Origin of the sequence: Streptomyces kebangsaanensis, from assembly GCF_001906585.1 — a bacterium.
Taxonomy (GTDB): Bacteria; Actinomycetota; Actinomycetes; order Streptomycetales; family Streptomycetaceae; genus Streptomyces; species Streptomyces kebangsaanensis.
In genome coordinates, this window is sequence record NZ_JUJA01000036.1 from 18,805 (window position 1) to 25,422 (window position 6,618).

Below are 6,618 nucleotides of genomic sequence, written 5' to 3' on the forward strand. Positions count from 1 at the left end.
GGTCGGCCCAGTAGTACCAGCGGGCGGGCTCCACCTTGATGTGCTTGCGCACCGCGTTGAAGCCGAGCCTCTTGTGCTCCACCAGGTCGTACTTCAGGGCCTCGTCGGTCGGCGCGGTGTACAGGCCGTCGGGCCAGAACCCCTGGTCCAGGGTGGCCATCACGAAGGTGGGTTTCCCGTTGAGCACGATCTTGTTGACGCCGCCGACCGGGGCGACCTCGATCGACCGCATGCCGAAGTAGGAACCGACCTCGTCCTTTCCGGCCCGCCCGCCGTCCAGGGTCACCTTGAGGTTGTACAAGTACGGGTCGTCCGGGCTCCACGGGCGCGGCTTGCTGATCGGGATGCGCAGCGCGGTACCGGCCCGGCCGGTGACCGATCCCACGGGCCGGCTGCCGGCGTAGGCGGTGGCGGTGACCTTCGCCGTCGGCGCGGTCCCGGCGGTGGGACGCACGGTGACGGAGAGCGACTTGTCCGCCAGGTCCGGGGTGAGCACCAGTGAGCCGACGCCCGTCTCGGGGACCGGCTCCATCCAGACGGTCTGCCAGATGCCGGAGGTCGGGGTGTACCAGATGCCGCTCGGGTTGGTGGACTGCTTGCCGAGCGCGTACCTGTCGTCCGTGGTGTCCTTGACCTTCACCAGCAGGGTCTGCTGCCCGCGTCCGGTGAGCGCGTCGGTGACGTCGGCGCCGAACTCCTCGTAGCCGCCGGTGTGGTGGGCGACCTGCCGGCCGTTGACGTAGACCCAGGCCTCGTGGTCGACCGCGCCGAAGTTCAGCCGCAGCCGGTTGCCGGATCCCACCTTCCAGCCGTTCGGCACGGTGAAGGTTCGCTGGTACAGCGACCAGTCGTGGTGCTTGGCGACGCCGGACAGGGCCGACTCCATGGGATACGGCACCAGGATCTTCCCGGTGAGCTTCCCGGTGGGCAGCGTGGCGTCCTGCTCGGTGGCCTGGAACTGCCAGGTGCCGTTGAGGTTCTGCCAGTTCCTGCGGGTCAGCTGCGGCCGCGGGTACTCGGGCAGGGCGTTGTCGGCGGAGACGTCCTTGGCCCACTTGGTGGCGAAGTACCAGGTGGAGTTGTTCTGCGCCACCACGGAGAAGGGCCCGAGCTCGCCGTCGGCGGTGGTGATGCCGCCCCTGCCGTCGTAGCTGATGCGCGCATCGGCGTGGAGTGCGACGGGAGTGTCGTCCTTGCCGGCGGTGACCACGAGCCTGGAGGCGTTCTTGGGGTCCCTGGCCACCGTGGGAGACCAGAGGGTGCCTCCGGAGACCACCGCGAGGTGCTTGGCCGCCTCGGCCGGAACGGCCCTCACGGCGGAGGGCAGTTCGATCGTGGCGGTCCGGCCGGTCGTGGCGACCGTGCCCTTGGCGTCGGCGGGGGCGAAGCCGGCCGGCAGGTGCAGCGCCGAGTCGGGGACCGGCCGGCGGGAGAAGCCCGGCCCCGACCACTCGGTGTGCAGGTAGGCACCGCCGTTGCCCTGGTTGTAGTCGACCGCCAGGTCGTGCAGACCGGCCGTCAGGGTGATCGCCTCGGAGGTGGTCTGGACGTCCCAGTCGGTGGTCCAGTGGTCGATCACACTCGCCCCGTCGAGGGACATCCGGAAACCGTTGTCGCCCTTGATGTAGAAGGTGTAGACGCCGTCCGCGGGCACCTGGAGCCGCCCCGTCCAGCGCACCGCGACGTTGTCTGTGGTCCCGGCGTAGGCGCGCAGCGCGGGCAGCAGGTCGTCGACGTGGAGGGAGCTGTCGATCCGGGTGCCGGTGTACGACGCGAAGTCCAGTGCCGTGGTACCGGACATCCGGTAGTAGTCACCTCGCAGGCCGAGGTCGGCGGCCTCGGCGGAGGGACGGGACGCCGCGGCCGGTGCGGCACTGACCTGGGCCGGCGCCAATAACGCGGCTCCCAGCAGCAGCGGCAGCAGCGCGACGAGTCGGCCGAGGAAGGGTATTCGGAGTCTGTCCGGGCTCATGCTCACCCTTTCCGTAACGGAAATTGTCCACACCTGAACCTGGTGCGCCGAAGGGGACGCCCACGCTGCGCGGCACAGCGGGAAGCGCGTCGGAAGCGCTCTTGTATAACGTTGGAAAAATCGGCGCGGGAGCATGAAAGCAGGGCTCCACGACCCTGTCCAGCCCCCCGAACCCCGACCGGTGCGAACTGGCACGGTCTCGGCTGGTAGGCATCAAGTCAGCGGCGAGCGACGGGTATTCGAGGTCTGGACACGACTGCTCGCGCGTGCTGTCATTCCTTTCGGCGGCGATCTCTCCAACGTTATAAGGCACGCCGATGCCGTGTCCGCACAGCGCCGTCGGCCGGTTCGCACGGGCCGGCCGTCTCCCCCCACGACCGCCACCGGCCGGCGGTCTCCCCGTCGTCCCACCGTCCTGTCCCGTCTCCGACAGTCCAGGAAGGACGTCCGCATGGAACGTCGCGCGTTCCTCAACCGCTCACTGGCCGTCGCCGGTGGCGCCGCACTGGCGGGAACGGCGGGTCTGCCCGCGCAGGCGGCCGCGCCCCGGCCGCCGGTACACCTGGTCGGCCCCGCCCGTGCCCTCGGCGGACACCCGGCCAACCGGGCCCCGTTGCGGCAGGAGCCCTTTCTGCGACTTCCCCCGGGCAGCATCACCCCCAAGGGCTGGCTGCGCGAACAGCTCGACCTCCAGCTGAACGGACTCAACGGGCGCATGCCGGAGGTCTCCGAGTACCTCGACCCGGCCACCAGCGGATGGGCCGTGCCCGAGAGGGACGGCTGGGAGGAACTGCCTTACTGGCTGCGCGGCTTCGGCGACCTCGGCTACGTCACCGGCGACGCCAGGACGCTGGAGGTGACCCGTGCCTGGATCGACCGCATCCTGGCCACCCGGCAGCCGGACGGCTTCTTCGGCCCGTCCGCCCTGCGCACCGCGCTGAACGGCGGACCGGACTTCTGGCCGTACATGCCGGTACTGGACGCGCTGCGCACCTGGCACGAGTACAGCGGCGACGACCGGATCGTCCCGGCCCTGCGAGGATGGCTGAAATACCTCGATGGGCAACCGGCCACCCTGTTCGGCCGGGGCTGGGGCTCCGCCCGTTGCGGCGACACCATCGACACGGCCTACTGGCTGTACAACCGCACCGGCGACTCCTGGCTGCTGGACCTGGTCCACAAGATGCACGCCAACAGCGCCGACTACACCACCGCGATACCCACCTGGCACAACGTCAACCTGGCCCAGGGCTTCCGCGAACCGGCCCAGTACGGCGTTCTGGCCGGCGGCTCGGCCCTCCGCGACGCCACCTACCGCGTCTACGACACCGTGATGCGCCGGTACGGGCAGTTCCCCGGCGGCGGCTTCGCCGGGGACGAGAACGCCCGCGACGGGTACCACGATCCCCGCCAGGGCTTCGAGACCTGCGGCATCGTCGAGTACATGCACAGCCATCAGATGCTCACCCGCATCACCGGCGACGCGGTGTGGGCCGACCGCTGCGAGGAGCTGGCGCTGAACATGCTGCCGGCCGCCCTCGACCCGCTGCAGAAGGGCATCCACTACATCACCTCCGCCAACGGCATCCAGCTCGACAACGTCCCCAAGTCACATGGCCAGTTCGACAACCGCTTCGCCATGCAGGCGTACATGCCCGGCGTCCACCAGTACCGCTGCTGCCCGCACAACTACGGCATGGGCTGGCCCTACTACGCCGAGGAACTCTGGCTGGCCAGCGCCGACGGCGGCCTGTGCGCCTCGCTGTACGCGGAGTCCTCGGTGCGCGCCGACGTCGGCGACGGCGTCACGGTCACCATCGCCGAGCGCACCGACTACCCGTTCGGCGAGACCGTCGCCTTCGCCCTGTCCACACCCCGGACGGTGCGTTTCCCGCTGTACCTGCGCGTGCCGGGCTGGTGCCGGGCCCCCTCGGTGCTGGTGAACGGCCGATCCGTGCGGGCCCGCGGCAGCGGCGGGTACCTGGTGCTGGACCGCCCCTGGCAGCACCGCGACACCGTGGAGCTGCGCCTGCCCATGCGCACCACCGTGCGCACCTGGGGCGCGAACCGCGACTCGGTCTCCGTCGACCACGGTCCGCTGACCTACTCCCTGCGGATCGAGGAAGCGTGGACGCGGTTCGCCGGTACCGCGGACTGGCCCGAGTACGAGGTGCGCCCGGCCTCGCCGTGGAACTACGCCCTGGTACTGGACGAGAAGGACCCCACCCGCTCCTTCACTCCGGAGCGCACCCGCGCCCGTGCCGCCAACCCGTTCACCCACACCGGCACGCCCGTGCGCATCAAGGCCAGGGCACGCCGCATCCCCACCTGGCAGGCCGACGAGCAGAACGTGGCGGCACCGCTCCAGCAGAGCCCGGCGCGCACCACCGAGCCGGTCGAGCACATCACGCTGATCCCGTCCGCTGCCGCACGGCTGCGTATCACCGCCTTTCCCACGGCGGGACCGGGGCGGCGGGCAAGTGAGTGGGTCGCGTGCACCGCGTCCTTCAGCGGCGTGGACAGCCCCCAGGCCCTGGTCATCAACGCCACGGCCGAGCCGGAGGACTCCTTCGACCAGTCCATTCCCCGTTTCACCTGGTGGGACCGGACCGGTACGGAGGAGTGGGTGCAGTACGAGTACGCCGAGCCGGTCCGCACGAGCGGGGTGTCGGTGTACTGGTACGACGACACCGGCCACGGTGCCTGCCGGGTACCGCAGTCCTGGCAGCTGGAGTACCGGTCCCCCGCGGGTGCCTGGCAGCCGGTGAGCGGCGCTCCGGCGTACGGGACAGCCACCGACACGTTCAACCGCGTCTCCTTCGAGCCGGTGACCGCCACCGCCCTGCGCCTGCGAGTGCGGCTGCGGTCCGGCGTCTCCGGCGGCGTACTGGCCTGGCGGGTCCGGCTTTCGTGAGGCCTCGGCCCGGGCGGTGACAGCGGGGTGTCCGGGGTGACCGGGAGCATCTCGCTCCAGCGCCGACGGGGGTGTCGACGCGGACAGGGTGGCGAACCGGAACCGATCTGCTTCCGGGACGCGCTCACGGCCCTCGCGGGCGGCGTCGCGTCGGGACCCTCGGTCCCGGCTCCGTGATCGCCACGACGTGCTCCGCACGGGCTGCCCGTGAACGCCTTTGGACGACGACGTGCGACGTTTCACCCGTTTGACGCAGCTCTGGAGGTGATCCCGCCTGCCGTGAGGTTCAGTGTGGAGTCAGCCCCGGCTCCACCATCCGGGGGAACACCGAAGGGCAATGGCATGGGGCAGGACCAGACACGCATGTCTCGGCGCGGGCTGCTCAGGATGGCAGGCGCGACGGGCCTCGGTGCGATGGCGGCCGGGCACGTCCCCAAAGAGGACGGCAACCCGAGCACCGCGGTGCCACCGGCGCCCACCACTGCCCACCTCACGCCGACCACGAAGCTCAAGGGCACGTTGTCGATTCTCCAACTGAGCCATTACGTGCCTCGCTACGACAGATGGTTCGACGCCTGCGCGAAGGAGTGGGGAAGACGTGTGGGCGTGGACGTCTCAGTCGACCACGTCGCCCCGGAGAGACTGGTTGCGCGCACGACGGCCGAGATCGCGGCGGGCTCCGGCCACGACCTCATCGAATGGATAAGCCCTCCCTCCCAACTGGAGCCGGACGTCGTCGACCTCTCCGACCTCCACGACGAGGCGGTCAAGCGCTTCGGCCTCGAGCAGCCCTTCTGCAAGAAGGCCAGTTACAACCCCTCCTCCAACAAGTACTACGGCTACGGCCACGCCTGGGTGCCCGACCCGGGCAACTACCGCAAGAGCCTGTGGAGCCAGGTGGGGATGGGCGAGGGTCCGTCGACCTGGGAGGAACTGCTCGAGGGGGGCAAGGCGGTCAAGCGGAAGTCCAACATCCCCCTGGGCCTCGGCATGTCGGACGAGCTCGACTCCAACATGGCCGCCCTGGCACTCCTCTGGTCGTACGGCGCATCGGTGCAGAACGAGCTCGAGCAGGTGGTGCTCAACTCTCCGGAGACGATCGCCGCCGTCACGTACATGGCCCGGCTCTACAAGGAGACGATGACCCCGGAGGTGTTTTCCTGGAACTCGGCTTCCAACAACAAGGGACTCATCGCCGGGCGCCTGTCCTACATCCTCAACGCGGTCTCCGCCTACCGCACCGCGCAATCCGACGCCCCCGAGATCGCGAACGACATCTTCTTCACACCCGCGCTCAGGGGCCCGACAGGTCTCGGTATCGCCTGCCAGCACGCCGTGTTCGTCTACGTCGTCCCCCGGTTCTCGAAGAACGTCGACGCCGCCAAGGAGTTCCTCCTCAACCTGTCGGCCAACGACGCGGTCGGCACGTACCAGTCGGAGCTGTACAACTTCCCCGCCTTCCCCGCCGAAGTGCCGCAGCTCGACCAATGGATGTCCACGGATCCGTTCGGGTCACGACCGTCCGGCAAACTCGAACTGCTGCGGGGCTCGGCGACGTGGACGGCGGACATCGGCTACCCGGGGCCGCCCAACCCGGCCGTCGGCGAGGTGGTCACCAGCTTCGTCCTGCCGCACATGATGGCCCGCGTGGCCCAGGGCAAGCAGTCGCCCACGGAGTCAGTGGCCCAGGCGGAGGCGGAGGCGAAGTCGATCTTCGACAAGTGGCGGGCCC

The 6,618-nt window shown here is 69.7% G+C and carries 3 protein-coding genes; 2 read left to right on the top strand and 1 reads right to left on the bottom strand.

Features of this window, described 5'->3' with window-relative positions:
- The coding region (locus RH94_RS42405; RefSeq protein ID WP_073946372.1) for a PA14 domain-containing protein at positions 1-1,972 on the bottom strand (1,972 nt) is incomplete at its 3' end.
- 451 nt (positions 1,973-2,423) lie between these two features.
- Here RH94_RS42405 and RH94_RS04625 point away from each other — a divergent pair.
- Entirely contained in the window at positions 2,424-4,886 is a 2,463-nt protein-coding gene (locus tag RH94_RS04625; RefSeq protein ID WP_073946373.1) for a beta-L-arabinofuranosidase domain-containing protein, read from the top strand.
- Between the two features lie 387 nt (positions 4,887-5,273).
- Positions 5,274-6,618: ABC transporter substrate-binding protein (locus RH94_RS04630; protein ID WP_199880867.1), on the top strand; the 1,345-nt coding region annotated here is incomplete at its 3' end.